Source organism: Agrobacterium tumefaciens str. B6 (genome assembly GCF_001541315.1).
Classification (GTDB): Bacteria; Pseudomonadota; Alphaproteobacteria; order Rhizobiales; family Rhizobiaceae; genus Agrobacterium; species Agrobacterium radiobacter.
Genome location: NZ_LMVK01000049.1, coordinates 229449 through 254976, shown reverse-complemented (window position 1 = coordinate 254976; position 25528 = coordinate 229449). Strand labels below are relative to the sequence as shown.

The 25528-nt window shown below is 61.6% G+C and carries 20 protein-coding genes and 1 pseudogene; 8 read left to right on the top strand and 13 right to left on the bottom strand.

Annotated elements, in window-relative coordinates; all coding sequences use genetic code 11:
* From ASB65_RS23895 to ASB65_RS23880, 4 genes are all read left to right on the top strand, one after another.
* The coding region (locus ASB65_RS23895) for a sugar phosphate isomerase/epimerase family protein (RefSeq protein WP_155643912.1) at nucleotides 1-386 on the top strand (386 nt) is incomplete at its 5' end.
* Between the two features lie 10 nt (nucleotides 387-396).
* A complete protein-coding gene (locus tag ASB65_RS23890) occupies nucleotides 397-1407 on the top strand; it encodes a Gfo/Idh/MocA family protein (RefSeq protein WP_060725529.1) in 1011 nt (336 codons plus the stop codon).
* An 8-nt stretch (nucleotides 1408-1415) separates the two neighbouring features.
* Nucleotides 1416-2201 carry a TIM barrel protein gene (locus ASB65_RS23885; RefSeq protein ID WP_060725528.1) on the top strand — a complete coding sequence of 262 codons (786 nt, stop codon included), beginning with the start codon at nucleotides 1416-1418 and terminating at the stop codon, nucleotides 2199-2201.
* A gap of 213 nt (nucleotides 2202-2414) precedes the next feature.
* Complete coding sequence (locus tag ASB65_RS23880) at nucleotides 2415-3461, top strand: LacI family DNA-binding transcriptional regulator (protein ID WP_174014796.1); 1047 nt, start codon at nucleotides 2415-2417, stop codon at nucleotides 3459-3461.
* A 7-nt stretch (nucleotides 3462-3468) separates the two neighbouring features.
* Here ASB65_RS23880 and ASB65_RS23875 read toward each other — a convergent pair whose 3' ends face one another.
* From ASB65_RS23875 to ASB65_RS23850, 6 genes are read right to left on the bottom strand one after another with little or no spacing between them, the layout of a single operon-like run.
* On the bottom strand, nucleotides 3469-4518 hold the full coding sequence (locus ASB65_RS23875; RefSeq protein WP_060725526.1) for a carbohydrate ABC transporter permease: 1050 nt from the start codon (nucleotides 4516-4518) through the stop codon (nucleotides 3469-3471).
* Between the two features lie 2 nt (nucleotides 4519-4520).
* The gene (locus tag ASB65_RS23870; protein ID WP_060725525.1) at nucleotides 4521-5516 is read right to left on the bottom strand and encodes a carbohydrate ABC transporter permease; all 996 of its coding nucleotides are present in this window, start codon (nucleotides 5514-5516) and stop codon (nucleotides 4521-4523) included.
* A 1-nt stretch (nucleotide 5517) separates the two neighbouring features.
* On the bottom strand, nucleotides 5518-6621 hold the full coding sequence (locus ASB65_RS23865; RefSeq protein ID WP_060725524.1) for an ABC transporter ATP-binding protein: 1104 nt from the start codon (nucleotides 6619-6621) through the stop codon (nucleotides 5518-5520).
* On the bottom strand, nucleotides 6621-7973 hold the full coding sequence (locus ASB65_RS23860) for a glycoside hydrolase family 28 protein (protein ID WP_060725523.1): 1353 nt from the start codon (nucleotides 7971-7973) through the stop codon (nucleotides 6621-6623). The genes ASB65_RS23865 and ASB65_RS23860 overlap by 1 nt, the downstream gene beginning before the upstream one ends.
* Nucleotides 7970-9064 (bottom strand): glycoside hydrolase family 88 protein, encoded by a 1095-nt coding sequence (locus tag ASB65_RS23855; RefSeq protein WP_060725522.1) that lies wholly within the window; start codon nucleotides 9062-9064, stop codon nucleotides 7970-7972. The genes ASB65_RS23860 and ASB65_RS23855 overlap by 4 nt, the downstream gene beginning before the upstream one ends.
* Before the next feature lie 13 nt (nucleotides 9065-9077).
* Nucleotides 9078-11600, bottom strand: coding sequence for a hypothetical protein (locus tag ASB65_RS23850; RefSeq protein ID WP_060725521.1), 2523 nt, complete (start codon nucleotides 11598-11600; stop codon nucleotides 9078-9080).
* A 195-nt stretch (nucleotides 11601-11795) separates the two neighbouring features.
* Between ASB65_RS23850 and ASB65_RS23845 the strand changes: the two genes are divergently transcribed.
* Both ASB65_RS23845 and ASB65_RS23840 read left to right on the top strand, forming a co-directional pair.
* Nucleotides 11796-13076, top strand: coding sequence for an ABC transporter substrate-binding protein (locus tag ASB65_RS23845; protein WP_060725536.1), 1281 nt, complete (start codon nucleotides 11796-11798; stop codon nucleotides 13074-13076).
* Between the two features lie 253 nt (nucleotides 13077-13329).
* Nucleotides 13330-15312: a phosphatase PAP2 family protein gene (locus tag ASB65_RS23840; RefSeq protein ID WP_060725535.1), complete on the top strand. Its 1983-nt coding sequence runs from the start codon at nucleotides 13330-13332 to the stop codon at nucleotides 15310-15312.
* Between the two features lie 51 nt (nucleotides 15313-15363).
* On the opposite strand, the gene ASB65_RS23835 is transcribed toward ASB65_RS23840, so the two are convergent.
* The 5 genes from ASB65_RS23835 to ASB65_RS23815 form a co-directional block, all read right to left on the bottom strand.
* Nucleotides 15364-16587: an MFS transporter gene (locus ASB65_RS23835; protein ID WP_060725520.1), complete on the bottom strand. Its 1224-nt coding sequence runs from the start codon at nucleotides 16585-16587 to the stop codon at nucleotides 15364-15366.
* Nucleotides 16587-19016: a TonB-dependent siderophore receptor gene (locus tag ASB65_RS23830; RefSeq protein WP_060725519.1), complete on the bottom strand. Its 2430-nt coding sequence runs from the start codon at nucleotides 19014-19016 to the stop codon at nucleotides 16587-16589. Before ASB65_RS23830 ends, ASB65_RS23835 begins: the two co-directional genes overlap by 1 nt.
* 107 nt (nucleotides 19017-19123) lie before the next feature.
* Nucleotides 19124-20092, bottom strand: coding sequence for a FecR family protein (locus tag ASB65_RS23825; RefSeq protein ID WP_060725518.1), 969 nt, complete (start codon nucleotides 20090-20092; stop codon nucleotides 19124-19126).
* A gap of 84 nt (nucleotides 20093-20176) precedes the next feature.
* Nucleotides 20177-20683 (bottom strand): sigma-70 family RNA polymerase sigma factor, encoded by a 507-nt coding sequence (locus ASB65_RS23820; protein WP_060725517.1) that lies wholly within the window; start codon nucleotides 20681-20683, stop codon nucleotides 20177-20179.
* 203 nt (nucleotides 20684-20886) lie between these two features.
* Nucleotides 20887-22035, bottom strand: a complete 1149-nt coding sequence (locus tag ASB65_RS23815) for an ROK family transcriptional regulator (RefSeq protein ID WP_060725516.1) — start codon at nucleotides 22033-22035, stop codon at nucleotides 20887-20889.
* Nucleotides 22036-22185: 150 nt separating this feature from the next.
* Here ASB65_RS23815 and ASB65_RS23810 point away from each other — a divergent pair, with 150 nt between their 5' ends.
* On the top strand, nucleotides 22186-23085 hold the full coding sequence (locus ASB65_RS23810) for a glycerophosphodiester phosphodiesterase family protein (RefSeq protein WP_060725515.1): 900 nt from the start codon (nucleotides 22186-22188) through the stop codon (nucleotides 23083-23085).
* Between the two features lie 88 nt (nucleotides 23086-23173).
* Here the strand turns inward: ASB65_RS23810 and ASB65_RS23805 are convergent, their stop codons facing one another.
* Nucleotides 23174-23923, bottom strand: coding sequence for an SDR family oxidoreductase (locus ASB65_RS23805; RefSeq protein WP_060725534.1), 750 nt, complete (start codon nucleotides 23921-23923; stop codon nucleotides 23174-23176).
* 96 nt (nucleotides 23924-24019) lie between these two features.
* On the opposite strand from ASB65_RS23805, the gene ASB65_RS23800 reads away from it, so the two are divergent.
* On the top strand, nucleotides 24020-24949 hold the full coding sequence (locus ASB65_RS23800; RefSeq protein WP_080868699.1) for an AraC family transcriptional regulator: 930 nt from the start codon (nucleotides 24020-24022) through the stop codon (nucleotides 24947-24949).
* A gap of 35 nt (nucleotides 24950-24984) precedes the next feature.
* On the opposite strand, the pseudogene ASB65_RS23795 reads toward ASB65_RS23800, so the two are convergent.
* Nucleotides 24985-25488, bottom strand: a pseudogene (locus ASB65_RS23795) (flavin reductase family protein).
* Between the last annotated feature and the right edge of the window lie 40 nt (nucleotides 25489-25528).

Below are 25528 nucleotides of genomic sequence, written 5' to 3'. Positions count from 1 at the left end.
ACATCATCCGCACCGTCAATTCGAAGAATGTGAAGTTCCTCTATTGCGCGCCGCATACCTTCTATTTCGGCGACGACACCAAGGCGATGCTGCGGGAAGCCAAGGATGTGCTGGCGCATGTGCATGTGGGCGATACCTTTAACCACAAGGCGAGCTCTGGGCTGCGTTATATCCTCAATCCGCCGGGCACGCAGGCGCGGGTGCATCAGCACTTGAATATCGGCCAGGGCGAAGTGCCGTGGGACGACTTCTTCGGCACGCTTTCCGAAATCGGTTTCGACGGCATCATGACCTCCTGTGTCTTCGCCTGGGAGGACAGGGCCGATGAATCGAGCAAGTTCATGTGTGCCGAGATCAACAATTACATCGAAAAATACCGGAAGTGAGGTTTTGAAAATGACTGTGAGAATTGGTGTCATCGGCACCGGCGCCATCGGCCGCGACCATGCCCGCCGCATCAGCAAGGTCCTCGGCGGCGCAAAGGTCGTCGCGCTGAGCGATGTCAATCATGGATCGGCGGAAGCGGTGCGTGATGACATCGCCCCGGACGCGGAAATCTTCGCCACGGGCGAGGAGCTGATCGCCTCACCCGATGTGGATGCCGTGCTCGTCACCTCCTGGGGCGCGACGCATGAGCAATATGTGCTGGCGGCAATCGCCGCCGGCAAGCCCTGCTTTTGCGAAAAGCCGCTGGCGACAACGGCGGAAGGTGCAAGACGCATCGTCGATGCCGAGGTGGCCCGTGGCGGACGGCTGGTTCAGGTGGGCTTCATGCGCCGGTATGACGCCGGTTACGTGGCGTTGAAACAGGCCGTCGACAACAGGATCGGCGCGCCGATCATGGTGCATGCCGCCCATCGCAACCCGGCGGTTCCGGAGCAATATGTGACCCCGATGGCGATCCACGACACGATGATCCACGAGATCGACGTGCTGCGCTGGCTGCTTGATGATGACTATGTTTCGGCCCGGGTTCTCTTTCCCCGCTCGGCGGCCAGAAGCCATGCGCGACTGAAGGACCCGCAGATCGTCATTCTGGAGACGGCGAAGGGCACGATCATCGACGTCGAAATCTTCGTAAACTGCCATTACGGTTACGATATCCAGTGCCAGGTGGTGGGCGAGGACGGCATTGCCAGCCTGCCGGAGCCGATGTCGGTGCAGACGCGCCTCGGCGCCAAGCTGCAGAACGATATCCTCACCGACTGGAAGGATCGCTTCATCGCCAGCTACGATGTGGAATTGCAGGACTTCATCCATGCGGCGGCGAAGGGAACGGCATCGGGTCCCAGCTCCTGGGACGGCTATGTGGCGGCCATCACCGCCGACGCCTGCGTCGCCGCGCAGGAGACCGACGGAGCAGCCGTCGCAATTAAGCTTCCCACGCGTCCCGCCCTTTATCAGTGAGGTCTTTCATGCGTTTCGCCATCAACCACATCACCGCCCCGAAGCTCTCCCTTGAGGAATTCTTCGCGACAGCCCGCGAACTCGGCCTCACCGAAGTTGAAATCCGCAACGACCTGCCCGACATCGTCGGCACAGTGGAGCCGGCTGCCGTGAAGGCGGCGGCCGAAAAGGCCGGCGTGACGATCATCTCGATCAACGCGCTTTATCCCTTCAACGTCTGGTCGGGCGATTTGCCTGTACGGGCTGTTGCCATGGCGGATTATGCCGCGGCGAGCGGTGCGAAGGCGCTGGTCATGTGCCCGCTCAACGAGGGCAAGGAAGTCTCGTTCGATGATCTCGTGGCCGCGCTGAAGGCCATGAAGCCGATCCTTGAGGAACGTGGACTGACCGGCCTTGTCGAGCCGCTCGGTTTCCCTGTCTCGTCGCTGCGCACCAAGGCCGAGGCCATCAGGGCCATCGACGCGGCAGGCGGCGGTGATGTCTACAGGCTGGTGCACGATACGTTCCACCACCATCTTGCGGGCGAGACAGAGTTCTTCCCCGAACGTACCGGCCTCGTGCATATTTCCGGCGTTACCGACCCCGCCGTCTCAGTCGCCGATATGCTGGACGCCCACCGTGTACTGGTGGATGGCGGCGACCGGCTGGAAAATATTGCCCAGATCAGGGCGCTTGAGGCGGCCGGTTACAGGGGGCCTTACAGTTTCGAGCCCTTTGCGGCGGAAGTGCACGAGCTAAAGAATCCGGTCGCTGCCTTGAAGGATAGCATCGACCATATCTCCCGGGCGCTTTGACCGCCTTGCCGCCTGCGGTTTGCTGCGGGCGGCGTTCCCGGGGGATAAACGATCGGTAAAAACCCAGAGAAATCAATTCCGCATTTACGGATGATGCTGTAGTCTTCCGCTGACGAGAGAGCAGTAAACAGGCACGGGTATTCTTCAGATCGACTGCGCGAGGCAGGCTTTCTGCCCGCACCGTCTGAAGAAGAGTGGTTGAATTTTCCCTATATGAAAGCGGATAGGAAAACGACGCTTAAGGACGTGGCGCGGGAAGCGAATGTTTCGCTGAGCACGGCGTCGCACGCCATCAACGGCACCGCACCCTTGACCACGCAGGTCCGCGAGCGGGTGCTGGAGGCGGCCCGGGCGCTCGGTTATCTCGAAAACCGCCGGCAGAAGGCGACGATCGCCACCCTGCGCGTGGTGCTTCTGGCCATGACCAATGATGCTGCACCGCAGAGCGATCTCAACATGGTCAGCTGGACGATGCTGAACGGCTTCCGGCGCGAATGCGAGCGGCGCGGCATTCGTATCGTTCCCTATGTGAGCGCGACGAGCCGGCTCGATCCCGCTTTGGTGGCGGCAGCGGCGGACGCCGACAATGTCGATGGTATCGTTATCCTGAATGATGACAGGCCGCAGCTGGTCGAGGCGCTATCGGCGCTTGCGCGGCCGGTGGTGCTGATCAATGGCGAGGATCCGGCCATGATCGTCGATACGGTAACGGCCGAGAACCGTTTTGGCGCGCGCCTCGGTATCGAGCATCTGCTGTCGCTCGGGCATCGCAATATTCTGCACATCACCTGGAAGGGCCGCACGACGATCCGCCGCCGTTATGACGGTTATAGCGACGCGTATCTCGCGGCGGGCCTCACTGTTCCCGCCGATATGGTCATCGAGGTGGAAAGTTACGAGCCTGAATGGGGCGAGGCCGCCATCCGCCGCCTGTTGGCCGAAGACAAGCCGCTCAGAAACGCCACGGCGATTTTCTGCGCCGCCGACAATCTGGCGCTTGGCTGCCTGAAGGCGCTGACGGAGGCCGGAATCCGGGTGCCGGACGATATCTCGGTGCTGGGGTTTGACGATATAATGCCGGCGGCTTTCAGTGCGCCGCCGCTCAGCACCATCCAGTTGCCCGCCGACCGGCTGGGCGGTGCGGCGCTTGCGCTGCTGGAGCAGCGGCTTATGGCGGCCGATCCGACACGTCCGGCGCACCGGCTCGAGCTCGGTTGTCGGCTGGTGTTGAGGGGCAGCATCGCGCCGCCCCCCAAGTGATCAGTGTTTATTTCATTCCCGTGCCGGCAATACCTGTCGTGATATAGCGCTGCAGGAACAGGAACACGACGGTGACAGGCGCCAGGCTGAGGAAGGTCATGGCGAGAATATAGTGCCATTGCACCGAGAACTCGCCCTGGAAGGCGTTGAGGCCCACCTGCAGCGTGAAGTTTTCGCGGCTGCTGAGGACGATCAGCGGCCAGAGGAAGTCATTCCAGCGCCACAGCACCGAAAAGATGGCGAGAACCGCAAGAGCCGGCGCCGTCAGCGGCAGGATGATGCGCCAGAAGATGCGGAATTCGCTGGCCGCATCGACGCGCGCCGCCTCGATCAGCTCGTCGGGGATGGTCAGCATATATTGCCGGAGCAGGAACACGCCCGTCGGCGTTGCTACGGTGGGGATGATGACGCCCCAGAGATTGTCGACGAGACCGACGCCAACGATGACGAGATAGGCCGGCACCATGACGACGGTGAGCGGGATCATCAGGGTGGAGATGATCAGCACGAAGATCGCCTTCTCGCCACGGAAACGGTATTTCGAGAGCGCGAAGGCGGCCATGGCGTTGACGATCAGCGTCAGGATGGTTGCGACAAAGGTGACGAATACCGAGTTCTTGAGGAAAGTCAGGAAGCTGAACCGGGTCAGCGGATCGGTGAAGTTCTCCGTCGCAATGGTCAGTTTCTGGACAGGCGTTATTTCGCGCGTGTCGACGCTGACGGGCGGTCCGGGATTGGCCGGGTCGACCATCTGGGCCTTGAGGCCGACGCGGCGGATCATGGCCATTTCCCGCTCCATGCCATCGATGCTGGCTTTCCACAGGCTGAGCGGCTTGTCGTAACCCTGCACTTCCACCTGCACGGCGGCGCGCGGCAGGAGGCTCGGCGGAAACCGCGTGATCTCGGCTTCCGGTTTCAGCGAAGACATGGCGGCCCAGACGACCGGGATGAGGACGGCAAGCGTGCCGCCGATGAGCCAGACCCAGGAGAGGATATCGGTGAGGCCGATCCGGCCGGGGCGGCGGGTGCGCGTGAGGAAAGAGACGGCGTTGGACATGGTCAGGACTCCATCTTTTTGCCAAGGCGCAATTGCACGAGCGTCAGCGCAAGAAGCACAAGGCCCATGAGAACCGATGCGGCGGATGCAAGACCGAACAGCCTCAGATCGCTGCCGAAGGCCATCTGGTAGATATATTGCACCACGAATGTATTGGCCGTGCCCGGCCCGCCGCCGTTGGTGAGAACCCATGCTTCATCAAAGATTTGCACCGAGCGGATCATCAACAGGATGAGCACGACGAGCAGGTTGGGACCAAGCAATGGCAGGGTGATGCGGAAGAGCGTGCGCCGGGGCGAGGCGGCATCGATGGCTGCTGCTTCATAGAGGTCCTTCGGGATGGCCTGAAGGCCCGCCAGCAGGATCAGCGTATAAAAGCCCATGTGGAACCAGACCGAGACCACTACGACGAAGAAACGCGACCAGCCGACATCCAGCAGGAAGATTTCCGGCGGCACGCCCAGCATCTGGAAAAAGGCGTTGAGCAGGCCGTTGCGGTCGAGGAACCATTTCCAGATGAGGCCGATGACGACGGGCGACAGCAGGACCGGGTAAAAAAACATGGCGCGGAAGAAACCGCGCGCGGCGATCGCCCGGTTGAGGATGAGCGCGGTGATGAGCGCGACCAGCAGCGTGGCGATGACGTTGAAGCCGACGAACCACAAAGTGTTCCAGATCGCCGTCCAGAACAGGGATTCCCGGCAGCTTCCGGGGTCCATATAGCTCTGGCAATCCAGCAGCTTGCCGAAATTCTCGAAACCGACGAACGGGCGGTCGGTGATCAAAAGTTCGGTGCCGCCGGTAAAGGCGTAACCGACGGCAATGGCAATCGGCAGGAAGGTGAAAATGCCGAAGAGAACGAGGTTCGGCATCAGGAAAATATAGGGCATGCGCCTCTTGCCGATCAGCCGCTCGATGAAGTTGAGCGGCACTTCGGCAATCGCCATCACGGCGTCGAGCGCACGGTCGGACAGTCTCGCGAGCTTCGGATTGGCCATGCTACCCTCTCCCTTCGCTCGCAAGGCGCGGCAGCGCCAGCTCGGTGGCGGGATCGAAGACATGCACCTTCTCACGCGCCGGCATGATCTTCAGCACCGAGCCGGAAGCGGGCGCGAAATGGCCCGCCTGATGCACGATGATCTGCTCCTTCTCACCCTTGATATTGCCGTAGAGATAGGTCTCGGTGCCGAGGCTTTCGTGGTACTGCACCTCAAAGGGTAGGCCGGCATCCGCGATGGTGAAATGCGAGGGGCGTATGCCCGCCAGAACAGCCTGTCCGGGGCTGACGGTTGCCGGATCAACGAGGCAGGGCAGGGACACGCCGTAGCCGGCGTCGATGGCGATGCCGCCGTCACCGCCCTTGGTGATGATGCCCTTGAGCATGTTCATGCGCGGCGAGCCGAGGAAACCGGCGACGAAGAGATTGCGCGGATTGTCGAAAAGCTCGAGCGGGCTGCCCACCTGCTCGATGCGCCCGGCGCGCAGCACCACGATCTTGTCGGCCATGGTCATGGCTTCCACCTGATCATGGGTGACATAGATCATCGTCGTCTTGATATCGCGATGCAGCCTCGTGATTTCGGCGCGGGTCTGGACGCGCAGCGCCGCATCGAGGTTGGAAAGCGGCTCGTCGAACAGGAAGATATCGGGCTCGCGCACGATGGCGCGGCCGATGGCGACGCGCTGACGCTGGCCGCCGGAAAGCTGTTTCGGCTTGCGGTCGAGATAGGGTTCGATGGCCAGCATGCGCGCCGCCTCGTTGATGCGGCTTTCGATTTCCGCCCGCTTGAAGCGCAGGTTCTCCAGCCCGAATGCAAGGTTCTTGCGCACGCTCATATGCGGATAAAGCGCATAGGACTGGAAGACCATGGCGATCTTGCGCTCGGCGGGAGAAAGCGCGCTGACATCGCGATTTCCGATGGCGATTGTGCCCGACGTGACGTCTTCGAGACCGGCGATGATGCGCAGCAGCGTCGATTTTCCGCAGCCTGAAGGGCCGACGAAAACGACGAATTCGCCGTTTTCGATCTGAAGATCGATATCATGCAGCACATGAACGGCGCCGAACGCCTTGTTGAGGTTTTCGAGTTTCAGACTTCCCATCACCTGCTCCCTTCATCAGAGCCCGTCGTCGCGACGATCTCCTGCCTGTTCCAGCCCTCGGGCAAGGGCGTCGCTCTCTTGATGGCGACATCATGCGCCGAAAATCCGTGAACGCCCTCAAGGTAGATCGCGGGCATGCCGCCCGGATAATCCTCCATGCCGACGATCCGGCCCTCAGCATCCTGCGTCCAGGCATTGGCGCGGCCAGCCGCATCGGCGCTTGGCGCGATATCAGCATTGGTGGGGCGCAGGTCATATTGCAGGCCGGTGCCGAGCTTACCGGGCTGCTGCGCAAGCGTGATGCGCTCCAGCCGGACATTGTGAATGCCGGCCTTCGAGGTGGCGACGAGGTTGATCGCGCCTTCCATCGAGCCGCTCAGGTCTTCCACGACCAGATTGTCCACACTGCCGGCCTGCCGTTCGGGACGGCGGTCGACAACGGTAACGGTGACCGCTTCACCCGATCCCCAGAAACCGCCCGGCGTTTCGTGGCACTCGGTCTCAATACGTGAAAAACGGATGTTGCGCATCGCGCCGCCATCGCGGGAGAAAAGGCCGACGCCGCGATTGGACTGGACGATACTGCAATCCTCGAACACGACATTGGTGAAGTCACCGAAGGATTCCGTGCCGAGTTTCAGCGCGCAGCTCATGCTGGAAACGGTGCAACGGCGAACGGTGATATCGGCGCAGGCTCCGACCGCCTTGCCATCAGGTCCGGCGCTGGTCTTCAGGCAGATGCCGTCATCGGCAGTCGAGATGAAACAATCCTCGATCAAGGCGCGCCGGCAGGCGTCCAGCACGATGCCGTCGGTATTCGGCAGGCGGCGATCGTTTTCGATGCGGAGATTGCGGAAATGAAGGTCCTCGCAATCGACCATATGCAGCGTCCACATGGGTGAGGCGCTGACGTGGAGGTTTTCGAGGCGCACGTTGCGGCAGGCTTCCAGCACCATGACGCGCGGGCGTTTTTTGGCCGGGATATAGGTGCCCATGGCCTTGTCGTCGCCGATGATGAAGTTTTCGCCGCCGGCCTCGATGCGGCCGGGACCGGTGACGGCGATGTCATGCGCGCCGCGCGCGATGATCATGCCGCGGTTGGAATCCTCGGCGATGACCGAAACCGTCGTATCGGCATAGGCCTCGTAATCGGAAACGGGTGCAAGCACCGCATCTTCGGCAAGGTGCAGTTCCACGCCGCTTTTAAGAACAAGGCCGCCGCTGACATGGCGTCCGGCTGCGAGCGACACGCGCCCGCCACCTGCGGCCGATACGGTGTCTATTGCCTGCTGGATGGCGGCAGTGGCGTCGCGGCCATCGGCTGCGGCTATGATTTCGCGGTTCATGCTCATGATGCCTGCGGCCTTTTCAGAAAAACGTCGATCAAAAGCAGCATCGTCAGCGCCTGCCCATAGGGCGTGGGCAGATTGGGAATGCGGCGGTAGAAATCGAGATCGTGGCCCATCGGCGTGCCATCGGAGACGCCGTGAACGACACCTTCGTCATCGATATTGCCCAGCACCGCCTTCAGCGCGCGCTCGGCATGGGGGCGGTTCTCTTCGCCTAGGATGCCGGCCTCGATGCCGCGCAGAATGCCATAGGCGATGCCTGCCGTCGCCGATGTCTCGACCGGCGATGTGGGATCGTCGAGCAGCGTGTGGAACATGCCGTCCTCACGCTGATATTGCCGCAGCGACCGCACCTGGCTCGCCAGTACATTGGCGAGGAAACGTTTGTCCTTTCCGGCAAGCGTCGGCACCAGGTCGAAGAGTTCGGGAATGGCGACGGTGATCCAGGAATTGCCGCGCGCCCAGAAGGCGTCCGCGAAATTGTGGCGGCCGTTAAAGGTCCAGCCGTGATACCAGAGCCCGGTGACGGGGTCCGACAGATAACGTGTATGGATCATGAACTGGTAGACCGCCTCGTCCACCCAGTCCTGGCGTTTGCAGACGACGCCGGCGCGGGCGAGGAAGAGACATGCCATGAACAGCGTGTCGTCCCATAATTCGCCTTCATTCAGCCGTTCCTTGACGACATGCTGGAAGCCGCCATCTTCGGTTTTCGGCAATTCATGCACCAGCCAGTCAGCCCAGTCTTCCACCAGCGCGCGGAAATCCGGCCGGTCGACATGTTCGGTCAGGATGACAAGCGGCAGCATCGGCGCGGAACTGTTGATCTGGCGCGGCGGCAGGCCACGCTCGATCTGCCAGCCATACCATGTCACGAGGTCATCAAGCGCTTTCTGATCATTGGCGGCGAGCGCCCGGCGCAGGAAACCGTACAGGCCCACACCCACTTCCCAGTCCCATTCATCGAACTGGATCTTGCCGTCGGAACTGCCGCTGACCAGACCTTCCTGAATGCCTTTGAGGCGGCGGAAGGCGGCGGCGACATTGTCGATCGTCGTCCTGAGAGTCTCTTTTTCCGTGCTTGGCTGGTTCATCTGTCAATTCCGCTTAGGAGTAGAAGGGTCGTGTCGCGCCGCCCAAGGCGGGATCGGCACTGTCGAAGGTAATTTGGGGTTGGGGCTGGTCGTGGTCGAAGGCCATGGCCTGACTGCCGATGGTGAAGACGCCGTCCCAGGTCAGGGTAAGCTCAGGTCCGCCCGGCGGCGTGACCGAGAGCAGCCGGCTTTCGGCATTGAAGGTGACCTGTGTGGCGAGAATTTTCTCGCGGAAACGGGCGAAGGCTTGCCTGTCGCCGCAGCCGATGACGCCCACCCAGCCGGCGCGGCGGCCGGGCGATCTGATCTCGCGGTTTGCGGTGGCGCCTGCGGTAATGGGCTGAAGCCCGTTGGTCGCGTAAAGGGCGGCAAAGCCGCGGCCGGAACGGGTGATGAGCCAGTTGCCTTCCGTCAGCACCTCGTCCAGCCCGTCGCGGCCGAGATAGGCATGGGTCCAGTCATTGCGGTGATCGTCCGTGTCGAAGATCAGCATCGCCAGATCGCGATGCTGCGCCACGCGGGGCAGGATGCCGCTTCCCGCCCAATAGGAGGGGCGCTGGCTGCCCCACGGATCGTCCTCACCGGGATGATTGACCCAGAGCCGCGCCATCGGATGGCCGGCAAGCTTGATGTCCATGACATGCTGCTGGTGGCCCTTGCGGCCGGTCTTGTGGTCGACAACGGTGGAAAGCTGGGCGGCCTCGTTCTTGAACAGCACAAGCTTGCCGGGCTCCAGCCCCTGCGCATACCGCGCCTCGACCATACGGCCGGTTTCCAGCTGGGAGAGGGCGGCAAGATGCGCGGGCGGCAGGTAGTCGCCGCAGCAGAACATCGGCAGCGAGGCGACGCCATTATTGAGCCAGCCTTTGCCGAAGGCGACCTCGGCGAAGGGCGCCAGTTCCGTCAGCGGTCCGGCGCGCAGTTCCTTGTCATAAGCCCGCCCTTGCGAACCGGAAGGGACGCCGCCGAGTGTATGCAACGCGATCATCTCGAAAATGAGATCGAGCTGATGGCGGGCACGGGCGGCAAGTTCCGGCCCCGCCCAATGTTCGATGGCGAGAAGGCCGATGAAATCCACGGGGTAATAGGCGGCGGAGTTCCACTCGGCGAGGCCATGCGCCTCGACGCTGTCGAACCAGCGCTCCAGACGGTCGGCGGCCAGCGCTGCCTGCTGCCGGCCGGAGCGGCCCGACGCGGTGAAAAGGGCATCCGGCAAATAGTCGCCGGCCAGCAGCTGGCTGGTGTGGAAACAAAGAACATGGTTCTCACTCCAGAACCACATGACGTCATTGCCCGGTTCGTCCACCCAGTAACGATAGCCGAGGATCGTTGCATCGATCCGCGCCCGCATGTCGGCCGGCAGCCGGTCGCCATAGGCGCGCACCAGCCAGAGCAGCGGGATCATCACGAAATCGGAGCAGTCTTCGCGCCTGTCGATGGAGTGCAGCGTCGCATCAACGATGCCGCCAATCGTCTCGATGTCATCGCTGCCGGTGGCGACCATCGCCAGCGCGCGGCCGATGCGCCAGGCGCCGAAACGGGCGCTGAAGGAGAGGGCCGCCTTTTTGCGCTCGTTGATATCGGCATTGGATGCTTCCGGCGCGATATCATGCATGAAGGCGGCGTCGATGAGGCGGGTGACCGTTCCCGCTCCCGAACCCATGGTGATTCTGACACCGTGATACCCGTCCGGAATGCCCGACGTTCCGGGGATCGTCAGCGCGGATTGCCCGGCCTTCAGCACGGTGTCCACTTCCGCGAGCGTGGCGCGCTCGTGGCCATGACTTTTGACGGCAATATGCACCGGCAGGTCGTTTGCCGGTGCCGCGCCGAAGACCAGTTCGAGGGGCGTGCCGGAAAATACATCCCGCGCCGGGTGAACGTCGCGCACCAGTGCGGCCAGACGCTTCGTCTCCTCCCGGTCGAGCGGCACCGGCAGCACGACGGTGAGCGGCACCGGATCGATGACCTCAAGTTCGAAAAACCAGATGATGTCGCGCTCCGCCAGATCTTCGCAGAGCAGCAGCACCTCGTTATCGCCTGCCGACAGATCGAGCGTGATGTCGCTGCTGCTCTCGACATTGCGGATAAAGGGTTCGAAACGGACCTGTTCGACGCCGCCCACCCAGATGCGCACGCCGCCGCAGGTGTGCAGCCGGAAATGCGCCTTTCTTGCGGTCTCGCTGCCGAAGGTGCCCTTCAGCCAGCGCTGTACGTGGGTCGGAACATGCCAGAAGCCGGTGAATTCGACGCGGCGGTTGGAGCCTGGCAGGTTGAGGTGCGACACCGGCCAGCCGGCAGCGGGCAAGATATCGCGGCCGATCATGGTTTCCTGGAAGGCCTTGCGGCAGGGAAGGTCGCCCACATCCACGAAACCATTGATGAAGCGATAGTTCACGCGGTCTTCGGCGGGGGCTGCGATGCCGGGAAACGACGTCTCCACGAGATCGGAGACGATCCAGGCGGTCACCGTCTCGCCATCCGTGACGGTATATGTCGGCTGCGACGCGTTCGCCGCAAATGGTCCATCCGTCATAATGGATCGCCTCCCGTCGATCGATAATGAAATTATTTTCACAAATCTGTTTTCGCTCTTTCGCTTCGATTTGTGCGATTTCGCCAAAACAAACAGCTTGACGTTTATTCTGTCAAGCCGCAAAACATTATAAATCGAATTAAGCAGAGGAGCTTCCATTCGATTTATGAAAATATTTTCATTGGGAGGATGAGCATGATGAAATTGTTTTCGGGCGTCAGCGCCCTCGTAGTGGCCTCCGTCGCCGGTCTTGCGACGGCCCAGGCCGAGACCCGCACGATTACGTTCCTTTTTACCGATGACGACCAGGGTTACGTGCAGCGCATGTCGGAACTCAGCAAGGAGTTCGAGACGGCCAATCCCGGCGTGAAGATCAATTTCGTATCGTCGGGTTATGACGCCGTTTCCAAGCAGCTGCCGGTGCAGCTGGCGGTGGGCGAGGGCCCTGACATCGCCAAGATCACCGACTGGCAGCTCGCGCCCTATTATCTCGACATGCGGCCTTACATGAAGGATGCGGAAGCCTTCGCGAAACTGCATGGTTCCAGCCTTGACCAGCTTCGCCTGCCCAATGTCAACGACCCGAAATCGATCAATGGCTATATGGCGTCGCAGACGCTGAACCTGCCTTTCGTCAACAAGACGCTGTTCGAGCAGGCCGGCGAACCCTTGCCCGGCCCGACCGCCAAGTTAAGCGAGATCGTTGAAGCGTCCGCCCGCGTCGCCAAGTCGACCGGCGTGCAGATCCCCTTCACCATGGACCGTTCCGGCCACCGCTTTTCCGGCGGCGCCTTCTCTTATGGCTCGACCTATGTGAAGGACGGCAAGTTCAGCTTCCCTGATGATGCGGCGAAAAAATACATCGCCGATCTCTTTTCATGGACGCAGAACGGCAGCTTCCCCAAGGAAATGTGGGGTGCCGCCGGTGGTTCCCAGTACAAGAACATGGGTGACGAGTTCGTCAACGGCAATGTCGTGACCTATCTCGCCGGCAACTGGATGGTCAATCCGTTCCAGAATAAGATCGGCGACGGTTTCGAATGGACCGCGATCAATGCGCCCTGCGGCGATGCCGGCTGCTACGCCATGCCCGGCGGCACCGCAATCGTCGGCTTCAAGCGCACCAAATATCCCGAGGATGTCGCCCATTTCATCGAATTCCTCGGCTCCGAAAAGGTGCAGCGGGAAATTGCCGAGAACTATGTCATCCTGACGGGTGCCGAGATCGTCGATCCGCAATACAAGCTGAAGAGCGAAAATGCCAAGGCGGCGATGAAGGTCTTCCTCGACAACAAGAAGAACGTGCCGCAGGCCGCGCGTGAATTCGAACGCGCCAAGGGCGGCAGCGCCATGTATCAGCAGATCGTGCAGCGCATGAGCCAGCTCATCGTCGGTGAATTGACACTCGACCAGACCTACAAGGTTCTGGAAGACGACGTCGCCAAGATCAACGAGGCTGTCGCGGTCAAGAAATAACGGCACGGCCATCCGCTTCTGGCGGAATGGAGAAGCCGTCGGACGATATGCCCGGAGTGATACTCCGGGCATATTCCGCCGTTTCCTTGCGGAGGCGGCGCAACGTCGCCAGGGAACCGCCGCAAGGAGCCGTTCCCGTCGGTCCATCGAAAAACTGAAATATGCTTTGTTTAAACCTGACGATGAGGCGCGCGGAACGCCGCGCCGCCTGTTTTTCGTCACGCGTCACTCGCTGAAAATCATAGGATTCGTCATGGCCAGACTGAAGAAGTCGTCTTTCTTTTCCGCACGCTCGACCCTGCTCGCCTCGGTCGCCTTGCTGGTTTTTGTGCCCGGCGCGCAGGCTTTTGATGCCGCCGAACCGGTGGGGCGGGGTTTTGCCATCACGGTGCCGGAACCGGCCGCGACATATCCGCTGCCGCTTGCCGACAATTATCGCAACCAGACCGGCAAGAATGAGAAGGGCGAGGACGTCCGGGCCTATGATGACCGGGATAATCCCATCATCGAAATCCTCTCCGGTTTTAATAGCATCTGGACGCTTGGCGATGAAAGTTGGGCCGATGGCGGCGCCAATGGCGATGGCCCGGCGGATTTCAGCCATGTGAAGATCGTTGATCCCGCTGTCTGGCAGGAAAACATGCGCTACGTCCTTTCCGTGACCGGCGAGAACCGCACGCGCGCCGCCGCTTTCGAAGCCTATATGAACGACCGCCGCTCGCAGGGCTACAGCGTCATCGACGGCCTGGGCCCGCTTGCCGCCTGGTATCGCGAAGGGGCGGGGGCGACGGCGACGATCAATCACACGCCCGCGGATTTCGATCCGAACGAGGTCATCACCCGCAAAGAGGACGATAAGGGCACCGAGGCGGGTGCGGCGGATAGCGAGCTGAAGGATTTCGTCACTTTCATGAAGGTGATCCGCGGTCCAGAAGGCACGACATCGCCGGCCAAATATTTCTATTCCTCACCGCGTCCCTGGCGCATGAACGCCAAGGGCGAGGTGATCGAGACGGGTAAGGAAACGATCGGCGACCGCTCATTCGAAAACTATGACAGCGATCCCGGTGTCCTCGTGCCGGCATTGAAATATGTGCGTGAAACCCGCGGTCGCGGCAAGGATGGCGGTTTCCCGAGCGGGCACACCAATGCCGCCTATCTCGCCGCCATCGCTTATGCCTATGCCGCGCCGGAGCGCTTTTCCGAATTGCTGACGGCGGCCTCCGAACTCGGCGAGAGCCGTATCGTCGCCGGCATGCATTCGCCGCTCGACGCGATCGGCGGCCGCATCACGGCAACCGCGATCGCTGCGGCCATGCTGCAGGATCCGAAAAATGCCGAGGTGAAGAAGGCGGCGCATGAAGCCTTGCAGGCCTATTTCACTAAGCGTCTGCCGCAGGGACAGTCGCTTGTCGATTTCGCCCATGGCGCAGGGCCGGATGCCGACCGCTTTGCCGATGACGCCAAGAACGGGGCGGATTATCGCCGGCGCATGACTTTCTCCTTCAGCCGCGACAAGGCCGTGGGCGATGCGCCGATGGTGGTGCCGAAGGGCGCCGAAGTGCTGCTGGAGACGCGCCTGCCTTATCTCGATGCCGCAGAACGGCGCGCGGTGTTATTTTCCACCGGCATCGAGGCCGGTTATCCGCTGCTCGATGACAGCAATGGCTGGGGCCGCATCAATCTGGTGGCCGCCGCCGGTGGCTACGGCGCGTTTGACGGCGATGTCGAGGTGACCATGGACGCCGCCGCCGGCGGGTTCAATGCGGCAGACCGCTGGACGAACGATATTGCCGGGGCAGGGCGTCTCGTCAAATCCGGCAGCGGGGCGCTGACGCTCAGCGGCCATAACAGCTATGGCGGCGGTACCATTTTGAGGGAGGGAACGCTGGTGGCGTCGTCTGCCGATGCGTTTGGAATCGGCAATGTGCTGGTCACCGGCGGCGCGCTTTCGCTCAGGGCAGGCAAAGACGTTGTCATCGGCGGTGACTATATGCAGACGGGCGGCACGCTGATGCTTGATGCGCAAAAGGCTCCGTTGCGGATCCGGGGCAATGCGGTGCTTGAGGGCGCAACGCTGAAGCTCGTTTTCGATGGCGCTGCACCGGCCGCCGGAACGCGGCTCGACGTTATCTCCGCCAACGGCCTGACCGGAACCTTTACGTCGATAGATGCGGGCACTGTGAAAGTGCGGCCGGTCTATACGGGTTCGGCATTATCGGTGGTGGTCGAGTAGGTTGCGACAGTGCGGGCGCGGTCATGCCGCCGCGCCCGAAAGAGTCTCGTTTCAGGAATTCTGGCGCCGCATCAGCAGGAATATGACGGGTGCGGCGAGTACGGAAACGATGGCGGCAAGCGCGAAGGAGGCCTGATAGCCGAATTTTTCGGCAATCGCACCGGCACCCAGGCCGCCCGCCATGCTGACGATGCCGTCCATGCACTGGAAGAGGGTGAAGTCGACCCCGGCCTGCCGTGGGTCTGACCAGCCCATGAAACAGGCGTAGAGCGCTACAAAGCCGATGGACATGATGCCCGAGGAGCTTGCTACCGCAACCGCCATGACCACCCATTGCGAAACGTCGCGATGGACGCTGAAATAGGCGAAGACGCAGAGCAGCGCCGTCTGTACGAAGATGGCGACGAGCAGAACCCGCGATGCGCCGTAAAGCCTGACCAGCGTGCCGCCGAGCAGCGCACCGGCAAAACCGATGATCATGCTGCCGACACCATTCAATGCGCCGATGGTGGCGAGATCAAAGCCATAATCGACCAGAAACGGGCCGAGCATAGCGAGCCCCCATTTCTGTGCGGCCACATAAACGGCGGCGACGAGAAGACCGGTGCGCACCTCGCGCCGCTTTAGCGCGTTTCTGATGGAGGGCAGGTGATCCCGGGTTTGCGCCACCGTTTTTGCCGCCGGGCCGAACAGGAAGGGCAGGGCAAGCAGGATGACCAGTCCGGCCATCACAAGCGTGGCGCTCGTCCAGCCGGACCGCTCCACAAGCACCAGAAAAAGGCCCGCGCCGATGGCCGAACCGAGATAGGAGCCGCCCACCTGCGCCGCATTGCCCCAGCCGTGATGTTCGGCCGCCAGTGTTTCTACCGCATAACCATCGCAGGCTATATCGACCGTCGCAGTCACCAGCGCGATCACCGACAGGATGCCGATTGCGACGGAGACCGGCGAAGGGCCGGTGAAGGCGAGGATGGCGAGGCCGCAGGCGCAGGTGGCGATACCCGCGCCGACGATTATCCGCGAGCGGTTCCTGCCGACCGGCGGCAGGCGGTAACGCTCCACATGCGGCGACCAGAGGAATTTCAGCGCCCAGGGCAGAACGACGAGATAAAGCAGGCCGATCTGGTCCAGCGGCAGGCCAGCGGTTCTGAGCACTGCGGGCAGACCGAGAAAGGTCAGCCCGCCAATGACGCTCTGGCCGACATAAAGCCCGCCGACCGCCACGAAGACGGCGGCGGGTGACGGTTTTGCTGCGAGGGGGGTCTGCTGCAGCATCAGAAGCGATACCGGATGCTGCCGACGATCTTGCGACCCTCGTCGTAATAGCAGAAGCCCGTGGTGCAGACCTGCTTGACCTCGTCGAGGAGGTTGGTGGCGTTGACCTGCAGCTTCACACCTTCCAGCGAGGGCAAGGCCTTGCCGAGATCGTATCGCAGCGAGGCATCGACGAAGGTGCGGGATTCATTGTCAAGAATGGGCGTGTGCTGGTTGTCGCCGAAGCTCGATCCCACGTAACGCAGGCCCGCGCCGATGCCGAGGCCTTCCAGCGCGCCGCCCTGGAATTCATAATCGGCCCAGAGCGAGAAGGTGTGGTAGGGCGAGGAATTGAGCTGCCTGCCAACTGTTTCCGACGTCAGCTTGGTGATTTCGACGTCGTTATAGGAGTAGGAGCCAATAAGGCTCCAGCCATTGTCGAGCGAGGCGGTCGCTTCCAGTTCCACCCCGCGCGAGCGCAGGTCGAGCTGCCGCAGCAGGTTGATGCCGGACGAGGTTTCGTAGACCGTGGCATTGTCCTGATCGAGATTGAAGAAGGCGGCGCTCAGCAAAGCGTTATATTGCGGCAGGGCATATTTTACGCCGATTTCATATTGCTTGCCGACCGTCGGCTGTGCCTGGCCGGTGACCGTTCCCGTGGTGATGATGACGCCCGGATTGGCGACGAAGGATGTGCCGTAGCTGACATAGGGCATCACGCCGCTGTCGAAGACATAACCGAGGCTGGCGCGGCCCGTCGTTTTTGTTTCATCGCCATCATAGGTGGGAGCCGCTGCCGCACCCACGGTCTGGGACTGATATTCTGTATCCAGCCAGTCGTGGCGGATGCCGGCCGTCAGGCGCCAGCGATCGATTTCAACCTGATCCTGCGCATAGATGCCGAGGGTGTTCATCCTCTGCTTCAGTATCAGCGACACATCAGGCACATAGGTGAAGGTGTCGGTGAAGGGGCTGGCGCCGTTGCCCTGCTTCGATGTGTAGGACATGTGGCTGAAGTCGATACCCGTCAGCAGCGTATGTTTCGCCGGGCCGGTGTCGAATTCGGTCTTCAGGTAATTATCGGCGGAAACGCCTTCATTATCCTCGATGGTGATGCCGGGATAATTGGCGAAGACCCATTGCTGGTCGGCCGAAAGGGCGGAGTAACGCGCCTTGCTGTAGAAGGTGACATTGTCGTTGATTTCGTGCTCGAACTCATAACCAACACGCCATTGTTTCTGCTCGAAGTCATTAAAACGGGAATCGCCGCCATAAACCGGCGTCGCGCCGATTGATTTGCCGTCGCTGCCGTAGTTGTTGATGTAGCCCCAGGTGCCGCCGGTGGTGCTGTCCATATATTCGCCGAGCAGTGTCAGCTTGGTGCCGGCATCCGGCTGGAAGGTGAAGGCCGGCGCGATGAACAGCCGGTCGTCCTTGATGGCGCTGATTTCGTTGCGTCCGTTGCGGGCCACGCCGGTCAGGCGGTAAAGCATGGTCTTCTCGTCATCGACGGCGCCGGAAAGGTCGAAAGCGCCCTGCACGCGGCCGTAGGAGCCATATTGCAGCTCCACCTCGCGCAATGTCTCCTCCGTCGGGCGCTTCGAGATGATATCGACAATGCCGCCGGAGCTGCTTGCGCCATAGATGGAGGCGGCTGGGCCGCGCAGGATGGAGACCGCTTCCACGCCATAGGGCTCAAGCCGGGCACTGCCGTTCTGGCTGCTGACCTGCCGCAGGCCGTCGCGGAAAATGCCTGTGGTGCTGAGATCGGTACCGCGCACCTTGAAGGCGTCGAAGCGCGGTTCCGCGCCATATTGGCCGATGCGCGCGCCGGGCGTGTAGTTCAGCGCTTCGGAGAGGTTCTGCGGCTTCAGATCATCGAGCTGCTTGCGGCTGACGGTGGTGATCGATTGCGCGGTTTCGGCAACAGGCGTATCGGTCTTGGTGGCGGTGCGGCCGGATTTGCCGACATAGCCATTGCTCTCGATGATGCCCCTGGCGCCTTCAAGGCCGGTGCCCTGCACGGTGATTGGCGCAAGCAGGGTGCTGCCGGCGGCGGCAGAACCGCCGCCTTCACCGGTCTGGCCGGCGGGATCGAAAATGCGAACCGTATTGCCGCCGGCCAGCGCATAGTTCAGCCCCGATCCGGAGAGAAGCCCGCTGACGGCCGCCGATACGCCGAGCGTGCCCTTGACGCCCGCCGTGCTGCGGCCTCTGGTGATTGTGGAGGGGTAGACCATGCGCAGATTGGCCTGGCGGCCAAAGCTGAGGATGGCGTTTTCCAGCGGCCCCGCGGGAATGGAGACGGTGACGGTGGCGGATGCGCCGCTTGCGGCTGGCGGGGTCTGCGCGCTGGCGGGCGTGGCGCCCGGACCTGCCGCGACGATACCGCCTATGATCGCCGTCGTCGTCAGCCAGAACCAGCCACGTGCCTGCTTGCCCAAATTCATGTCATTCCCTCTCACTCGTGATCATGCCGCCCGCTGAAACGGGTCCTGATTGCCTAGAGTGAAAAGGCGGGCCGCCTCCTGACGTCGGAGCCGCAAAAAAGTTATTTTTATCTGGAGCGGACGAAAACCAGCATTCCGGAAAGCCGCGATACCGAAACGGGAAGGCTTTCTTCGAGAATGGTGAGCGCCTGATCCGTATCCTTCAGGTCGAAAATGCCGGAAACGCGCTGTTTCGCCGCCGCCTCATCGAGAATGACGATACGACCCCGGCGATATTGCGAGAGAATATCGAGAACCTCACGCAATGGCTGGCCGGAAAAGACGAGCTTGCCCTCTCGCCATGCCATGCTGTTGGCAACATCCTTGCGGGCGCGCACCAGCCTGCCGTCGCCACCAAGGGTCACGGCCTCTCCGGGCGTGAGCACGGCGACCTCGGCCCCTGTCGTCACCTCCACCCGGCCTTCCTCCACCTGCACCTCCTGCGGCAGTGCGCCATTGCCGGTACGGACCGAATAATGCGTGCCGAGCGCTTTTGCCGTCAGCGCTCCATCCTCCACGCTGAAGGGGCGCTCCGGATTTTTTGCGACATCAAAATAGGCCTCGCCGCGAAGAAGGGTAATGCGCCGTTCCTTTTGCGAATAATGGACGGCAATTGCCGTGTCGGTATTCAGGCTGATACGGCTGCCGTCTTCCAGCGCCAGCACGCGCGTTTCGCCGATGCCGGTGTAATAATCCGCCTGCCAGCGGTCCTTTAATCCGCTTTTTTCCGCAAACAGCGCCGCAAGCCCGATGAGGCAGAGACCGGCCAGGCCCGCCAGCATCGCCCGGCGGGGCCCTCGGCGTTTTTGCCGCCCGGCCGGCGCAAGATCGATCTCGCCGAGTGCTCCCCAGAGGCTTTGCATTTCCTCATAGGCGGCAGCATGGGCGGCATCGGCCCGCAGCCAGACATGAAACGCCGCGCGCTCCGCTTCCGTCGCATCTTTTGATTGCATGCGCGCCACCCACAGCGCGGCCTGCTCGACCAGACCGTCATCGGTCAAGCCGTCATCCTTCAGACCGTCCGGGCGCTCATTCATGTCCTGATCTGCCGTTTGTTGCGTGCTGATGTGTATTCCTTTTCCCTTATAGAGTGAAAAAGGATGCGAACACCTGATGCAGGTTTACATTTTTATTTGCACGCGGACCTTACGGCAGTGCAGCAGCGCCTTGATAATGTGTTTTTCCACCATGTTGCGGGAAATGCCGAGCCGGGTGGCGATCTCGCCATTGGAATGGCCATGCAGGCGGCTGAGCACGAAGACCTGCTGGCAGCGTCTCGGCAGGGCCTCGATGGCCCGTGCCATCAAAATCAGGTGCTGCCGTCCGGCGACGATCCGTTCCTGCGCCGGCTCTTCGCAGGCAACGGCAAAACCCGCTTCGTAAGGGGCGAATAACGGCCGCTCGCGCGACTGGCGGATGGCCGTCAGGCGGGCGACGGACCGGGCGATCTGGAAGAGATAGGCCTGCGGATTGTCGATCAGCGTGGCATGCGAGACTTCCAGCGCCCGCAGCAGGGTTTCCTGCATGGCATCGGCGGCATCTTCCCGGTTCTGCAATCGCCGGCGGAAGAACCGCATCAGGCGGCTTTCCTCCTCGGCATCGAGAACCTGTAACAGGGCTTTACTCATCAATCGACCCGGCGACTTATTGGCTTGTCGCATGATGCGGCTGCGAATATACGCGCTGCCTCATATCGCAAGAAACATGATTATTATGATCATGTTTACTGCCATCTGGCGTTTGCTGCCAGCCCGTAAAAACCCGGGGGCCAAATTGGCCGCACGTTTCCGTGATGATTGTTGCGGGATTACATCAGGCCGTTTGGGCCGGCCTACAGGAAATAGCGGACCCTGAGCGGCAGCAGCGCGGCGCCGATTGCAGAGGGATCGCCGACCGTTTCGCTAAGAACCAGCTTGGCCTCCTTCGGGCCGACGCCGTAACGGTGTTCGCGCGCCGAGGGCATGTGCGTGCGTTCGATCATCATCTGGCCCAGCGCGCGCGGCAATTGCCCGCCGAAGACGATGGCCTGCGGATCAAGGACTGAGATCAGGCTCGCCACCAGACGGTCCACCTGCGGCATGGTTTCGGTCAGCCATTCCTCGACGCCCGGCCATGCGGGGTCGAACTGCTGGTAAAGCGCCTCGATCGAATGGATGTCGACGCCGTTTTTCTGCAGGGTGGTGATCAGATATTGCAGGGCCGGACGTTTGGGCGCTTCGTCCGGGCTGTATATGCCGCTGAATTCGCCGGCATTGCCGTGAAAGCCGTAAAAAGGCTGGCCGCCAAGGATCAGTCCGCCGCCGAAACCGTAATTGAAGGACAGATAGGCGAAGGTCTGGCACCAGGACCCGACGCCGCGCAGGCTTTCGCCGATCGCGCCAGTGGTGGCGTTGTTTTCCAGCCAGACCGGCAGGCGGAACCGTTTCTCAAGGATCGGCTTCAGGTCCATCAGCGACCAGTCGCGCAGAGGTTCCGGCGCATTAAAGGCGCGGTCTTCCGACACGAAGAAGCCGGACATAGAAAAACCGAGGCCAAGCAGGCGCTCGCGCGGGATGCCGCGTTCCGCCAGCAACCGCTCCAGGGCCAGCGACAAGGCGGCGAGCGTCTCCTCCCGGTCCTCCGGAAGCATGTCAAGTTTTTCCTCGACAATCACGTCGCAGCGAAAATCGGCGATGCAGATGACCACGGAGTCGGTGTTGATGGAAATGCCGAGCGAATAGGCCGCCTCCGGCACCAGCTCGATTGTCGGGCTCGGTTGGCCGCGCGTGCCCTTGAGCGGCGCGCCGGTTTGCAGAATCCCGCGCTCCAGCAGGCCTTCGATCAACCGGTGCACGGATTGCTGCGTGAGATTGGTGTGGCCGGTGATCGATGCACGGGCAATGGGGCCGTGGCGACGGACGATATCGAGAATAAGACGCTCATTCTCGCTGGCAAGCGGCTGGCGGTCGAAGCTCTGGTGCGGCGTCTGATCTGTTGTCATGGCCTTGGATAACGGCTGTGCGGGGCGGCGGCAACACGGGGCTTTGGTACACTGGGACATTATTCCCAGCCCTTGTCATAAATATTACGCCTTATGTGTATTAATTGAAGGCGACAAAATCAGCCGACCATGAGACCTGAAAGTCGACCCATGCACCGAACCCTCGCTACCTCCCGAAATACCTCCAATCCCTGCAATGTGCTTGCACTCTGCTCGCGCGACAATCCGGCCATCCTGACCATCGCCCACCGTGGTTTCTGGACTGCTACGGCAGAAAACTCACTTGCCTCCGTCCGGGCCGCGGTTGCGGCGGGTGTCGAGATGATCGAAATCGACACGCAGGCGACAGCCGATGGCAGGCTGGTCGTCATTCATGATGAAACGCTCGACCGCACCACGACGGGCAAGGGGACCGTGAGCGCGCTGCCTTTCGAGGTGGTTCGCGCAGCAAAGCTGAAGGCCGGCGCGGGTGGCGATGCGGCTGACGTGACCCATGAATGTGTGCCGACACTGGAAGAACTGCTGGAAGAGGTACGGGGCAAGATCACCGTCAATATCGACATCAAATTCACCCGCGATCTGCCGCAAGTCATGGAAACCGTGCTGCGGCTCGGTGTTGAAGACCAGGTGCTGGTGAAGACCGATATCGATCCTGAGGCCAGCCGTTTCGAGGTGCTCGATACGGACTGGTTCGGCAAGATCCCGCATATGCCGATGTTTCCGGTGAAGAAGGGCAGGTTTGCCGAGGATCTGCGCCGCATCGAGGCATTGAAGGCGCCGATGATCGAGGTGAAATTCACCGATATTGCCGATCTGGCCGAAGGCCGTGCCGAGATGGAGCGTCAGAATATCCGGTTGTGGATCAACACGCTGGATGTCGCCCATTGCCTCGATTTCAACGATACGCGGGCGCTCAAAGAACCGGAGGCGGTGTGGGGCGCACTCGCCGAGGCCGGTGTCGGTGCGATCCAGACGGATGAGGTCGAAGCTTTCGCCAGCTGGCTGAAGATGGATGCCGGCAAGCATGGGCACGATGAACGAGCGCCTTGAAGGCGCCGTCGCTACCGTCGAACAAGCGACGAAGCACGTCCTTCGCTTGTTCGACGCTATCGCCACACGGTGAAGTCGCTATCGGGCGTCACCCCGCCTGAGCCAGCGCAATTGCGTCAGGGCCAGCGGGAAAACGGAGCTGGCCGGACACATCATGAACGGCGCTCCAGATCGCTTCGGCGACGTCCTGTTCGCTGGTCGTCATGGCCGGTTTGGCGAAGCTTTCAAGAACTGGGCCTGCGAAGTCCATGTAATCGTCCGGCAGCAGCTCTTCCAGCGGAAGGATGGCATTTGTCGTGAAACGGGTGGTTGGTGCATAGCCCGGTTCCACCAGCTTCACCCGGATGTTGAAATGACCGAGTTCATGGGCAAGTGAACCGGAGAAACCTTCGATTGCCTGCTTGCTGGCGGTGTAGGCGGCGGCGAGCGGGAAGGAGGCGAGCGTGGCGCTGGATGTGACGTTGATGATCGCGCCGGACCGGCGCTTTCGCATCTGGGGAATGATCGCCTGCGTCATTGCCATCACACCAAAGCTGTTGGTGTCGAAGATCGTGCGGATTGCCGACATTGGCGTTGCTTCGAAAGCGCCGACCATGCCGATGCCGGCATTGTTCACCAGCACATCGACCGGACCTGCCGCATCGATCAGGGCCGCGATGCTTTGCCCGTCCGTCACATCCAGCGGCAGGACGCGCAACCGGTCATTATTGCCGCCGAAGCGATCGGGATCCGGACGCCGCATGGTCGCAACGACATTCCAGCCACGCGAGAGGAAAAATTCGGCGGTCGATTTGCCATAGCCGGATGAGGTGCCGGTGATGAGGATGGTCTTGGTCATCATAAGTCTCCATTGTTCGATATGACCTGAAATAGACGATGTGTTCTGGATGATATATGCTCTTGACACTGTAATTCATTATTGATCGTCCAGACAGTGGATCCTCTTAGCGATATCATCGATCTTTTGCGGCCGAGCGCCGCCGTTTCAAAGCCAATCTCCGGCCGGGGCCGTTGGGGTGTGCGTTATGGCGCCTATGATGCGCCGGGTTTTGCCGTCGTTCTGACCGGTGCGGCATGGATCATGATCGATGGCCGGGAGCCCCTGCGGTTGACGAGGGGTGATTTCCTGCTTTTGCCCTCCACGCCCGCCTTCTCGCTTTGCAGCGATCCCGACGTCGACTGTATTCCGGTCGAGCCGCAAGGCCGGGCGGTGCGGCATGGTGAACAGGAAGGGGAGCCTGATTTTGTCGCGCTGGGCGGAAGCTTCATGTTCGAGCGGGTCAATGCGGCGCTTCTGCTGTCGCTGATGCCGGACCTGATCCATGTGCCGGCGGGTGAGGGCGGAGCATCCCGGCTGGCGCGCCTGATCGAATTGCTGTCGGAAGAATGCGCGCGCGAGGATGCTGGCAAGGAGCTGATCATCCGGCGCATTCTGGAGGTTCTGCTGGTTGAAGTGCTGCGTCGGCCGAACGCGGGCAGCGAGGCAATTCCGGCGGGGCTGGTGAAGGGGATGCGTTTGCCCGGGCTTGCCCGCGCATTGTCCGCCATGCACGCCAATATCCGTGCGAACTGGACCGTGGCCGAACTGGCCGGGATCGCCGGCATGTCGCGCTCGGCTTTCGCAGCGCGTTTTAATGAAATGCTCGGCTGCGCGCCGATCGAATATCTGGCCCGCTGGCGGATGGCGCTTGCCAGAGACGCGCTGATGCGCGGGATAAAGTCCCTCGATCATATCGCGGAGGAGATCGGTTATGAATCCGCCAGCGCATTCAGCACCGCTTTCCGCAAAAGAAACGGTGTCGCTCCTGGCATCTTTGCCCGCGCAAATGGCGACAGACGCCGACAGCAGGCAATTTTTCTCTAGCAGTTGCCGGTCATGGCGATAAGGGTCGTCCCGGTTTATCGCGAGGGAGGGGCGGAATAGGCGCGTTCGCTCCACAGCAGGGCTTTGCTCAGCGGATTTTGACGGCTTCGATGATGCCGCCCAGGAACAGGATGTGGTCTGCGGCATCGATGGAACCGACAAGTTCGCAATCCATGGATAGCAGCGCATCGGCAAGTTTAGGGCTTCCTGATGGCCAGGTATCCCAGTCTCCGATGCTGAACCGGTCCGGATGATTTGCCTTTCCCGCAAAGGCATCGGCAATCTCCTCCTGTCCTTTGGCCAATGCTGCAACGGAAAATCGCCTGCTCGCGGCGATGAGGTCGACCATGCGGCTGCTGGCGTCGATGGAGATCATCAGCAGCGGCGGCTCAGCGCTGAGCGGCATGAAGGAGGTGATTGTTCGCCCGACCTGCTCTCCGGCGTGGGCGGCCGTGGCCACAGCCACGGTGAAGGCAAGGCCGGCCCATCGAACCCTTGAATTCACGCGGGGAGATTATCGGAGACGCGCAGGCTTTCAGCGGAAGAAGTCACGGGACCTGCACCGGTTCAGCCTGGATA

What these genes read in the sequence shown, in the direction of transcription:
- ASB65_RS23890 (WP_060725529.1), top strand. Translation starts at nt 397, where the DNA reads ATGACTGTGAGAATTGGTGTCATCGGCACCGGCGCCATCGGCCGCGAC.
- ASB65_RS23885 (WP_060725528.1), top strand. Translation starts at nt 1,416, where the DNA reads ATGCGTTTCGCCATCAACCACATCACCGCCCCGAAGCTCTCCCTTGAG.
- ASB65_RS23880 (WP_174014796.1), top strand. Translation starts at nt 2,415, where the DNA reads ATGAAAGCGGATAGGAAAACGACGCTTAAGGACGTGGCGCGGGAAGCG.
- ASB65_RS23875 (WP_060725526.1), bottom strand. Translation starts at nt 4,518, where the DNA reads ATGTCCAACGCCGTCTCTTTCCTCACGCGCACCCGCCGCCCCGGCCGG.
- ASB65_RS23870 (WP_060725525.1), bottom strand. Translation starts at nt 5,516, where the DNA reads ATGGCCAATCCGAAGCTCGCGAGACTGTCCGACCGTGCGCTCGACGCC.
- ASB65_RS23865 (WP_060725524.1), bottom strand. Translation starts at nt 6,621, where the DNA reads ATGGGAAGTCTGAAACTCGAAAACCTCAACAAGGCGTTCGGCGCCGTT.
- ASB65_RS23860 (WP_060725523.1), bottom strand. Translation starts at nt 7,973, where the DNA reads ATGAGCATGAACCGCGAAATCATAGCCGCAGCCGATGGCCGCGACGCC.
- ASB65_RS23855 (WP_060725522.1), bottom strand. Translation starts at nt 9,064, where the DNA reads ATGAACCAGCCAAGCACGGAAAAAGAGACTCTCAGGACGACGATCGAC.
- ASB65_RS23850 (WP_060725521.1), bottom strand. Translation starts at nt 11,600, where the DNA reads ATGACGGATGGACCATTTGCGGCGAACGCGTCGCAGCCGACATATACC.
- ASB65_RS23845 (WP_060725536.1), top strand. Translation starts at nt 11,796, where the DNA reads ATGATGAAATTGTTTTCGGGCGTCAGCGCCCTCGTAGTGGCCTCCGTC.
- ASB65_RS23840 (WP_060725535.1), top strand. Translation starts at nt 13,330, where the DNA reads ATGGCCAGACTGAAGAAGTCGTCTTTCTTTTCCGCACGCTCGACCCTG.
- ASB65_RS23835 (WP_060725520.1), bottom strand. Translation starts at nt 16,587, where the DNA reads ATGCTGCAGCAGACCCCCCTCGCAGCAAAACCGTCACCCGCCGCCGTC.
- ASB65_RS23830 (WP_060725519.1), bottom strand. Translation starts at nt 19,016, where the DNA reads ATGAATTTGGGCAAGCAGGCACGTGGCTGGTTCTGGCTGACGACGACG.
- ASB65_RS23825 (WP_060725518.1), bottom strand. Translation starts at nt 20,092, where the DNA reads ATGAATGAGCGCCCGGACGGTCTGAAGGATGACGGCTTGACCGATGAC.
- ASB65_RS23820 (WP_060725517.1), bottom strand. Translation starts at nt 20,683, where the DNA reads ATGAGTAAAGCCCTGTTACAGGTTCTCGATGCCGAGGAGGAAAGCCGC.
- ASB65_RS23815 (WP_060725516.1), bottom strand. Translation starts at nt 22,035, where the DNA reads ATGACAACAGATCAGACGCCGCACCAGAGCTTCGACCGCCAGCCGCTT.
- ASB65_RS23810 (WP_060725515.1), top strand. Translation starts at nt 22,186, where the DNA reads ATGCACCGAACCCTCGCTACCTCCCGAAATACCTCCAATCCCTGCAAT.
- ASB65_RS23805 (WP_060725534.1), bottom strand. Translation starts at nt 23,923, where the DNA reads ATGACCAAGACCATCCTCATCACCGGCACCTCATCCGGCTATGGCAAA.